This window comes from Comamonas sp. E6 (assembly GCF_001010305.1).
GTDB lineage: Bacteria > Pseudomonadota > Gammaproteobacteria > Burkholderiales > Burkholderiaceae_C > Comamonas > Comamonas thiooxydans.
Window position 1 is genome coordinate 1 of the sequence record NZ_BBXH01000064.1, and the last position, 1,332, is coordinate 1,332.

At 60.7% G+C, this 1,332-nt stretch carries 1 protein-coding gene; it reads right to left on the minus strand.

From position 1 onward, the window contains the following. Positions 1-36 precede the first annotated feature (36 nt). Positions 37-1,263: an IS256 family transposase gene (locus tag CSE6_RS25905; RefSeq protein WP_034390491.1), complete on the minus strand. Its 1,227-nt coding sequence runs from the start codon at positions 1,261-1,263 to the stop codon at positions 37-39. Positions 1,264-1,332 lie beyond the last annotated feature (69 nt).

A 1,332-nucleotide genomic window follows, 5' to 3' on the forward strand; every position in this document is an offset into this window, starting at 1 on the left:
GGGCGTGTCCGAATTTTTGTGTAAACGGTTCGGACTTCAATTGACGGAGATGCGGTCTCCGAACTGAATGGTAAAGCGGGTCAGCGCAGCCTTCCAATCCCGGATGGGCATGGTCCACTTCTGACTGATGTTGCGCAGGGCCAGATAGAACAGTTTGGTCAGCGCTTCGTCACTGGGGAACGAGCCCCGGTTCTTGGTCAGCTTCCTCAGGCTCATGTTGACCGACTCGATGGCGTTGGTGGTGTAGATGACCTTGCGGATTTCGGGTGGGTAGTCAAAGAACGGAATCAGCCGGCTCCAGTTCCTGCGCCAGGACTGGCCGATGGGTTGGTACTCGGCATCCCAGCGGGCCTCGAATTCACCGAGCATCAGCTCGGCCTCCTCGGCGGTGGTTGCCGTGTAGATGCGTCGCAGGTCGGCGGCCACTTCTTTGCGACGCTTCCACGAGACGTAGTTCAGGCTGTGGCGCACCATGTGCACGATGCACAGTTGCACCACCGCCTTGGGGAATACCGCCTCAATGGCGTCGGGGAAGCCTTTGAGCCCGTCGACGCAGGCGATGAAGATGTCCTGCACGCCCCGGTTGCGAAGTTCGGTGACGACCTGCAGCCAGAACTTGGCACCCTCGGTTTGCGCCAGCCACAGGCCCAGCACCTCCTTGTCACCCGTCATGGTGATGCCGATGGCCAAGTACACCGCCTTGACCCGCACAGCGCCCTCGCGCACCTTCACATGGATGCAGTCCAGATAGACGATGGGGTAGATTGCATCGAGCGGGCGGGCTTGCCAGGTCTTGACCTCATCGGCCACGGCGTCGGTCACCGAGGAAATCAGGCTGGGCGAGACCTCGGTGCCGTACATCTCCTCCAGGTGGGCCTGTATCTCGCGCACCGTCATGCCGCGGGCGTACAGCGAGATGATTTTGTCGTCGAAGCCGGCCCAGCGGGTCTGGTGCTTGGGGATGAGCTGGGGCTCGAAGCTGCCATGGCGGTCACGTGGCACCTCGATGGGCAACTCGCCGAAATCGCCCTTGAGGGTCTTCTTGCTCTTGCCATTGCGGGTGTTGCCAGTGGTGTTGGCTACCGCTTCGTTGCGTTCGTGGCCCAGATGCTCGGTCAGTTCGGCGTCTAGGGCTCGCTCCACCAGCAGCTTGGTCAACTGCTTGAGCAGGCCGTTCTCGCCGATGAGGTCTTCGGGCTTCTTGTAGTTGGCCAGCAGGCCAGACAGCAGTTCTTCGGGTACGTCGTGTTTCTTGGTGCTCATTGTGCTTACGGACAGTCCGGCTTGCGCCGGCGGTTGATTGTCCGTTTACACAAAATTCTGCACACCCTC

Coding starts and splice junctions, on each gene's coding strand:
- CSE6_RS25905 (WP_034390491.1), bottom strand. CDS start 1,263: ATGAGCACCAAGAAACACGACGTACCCGAAGAACTGCTGTCTGGCCTG.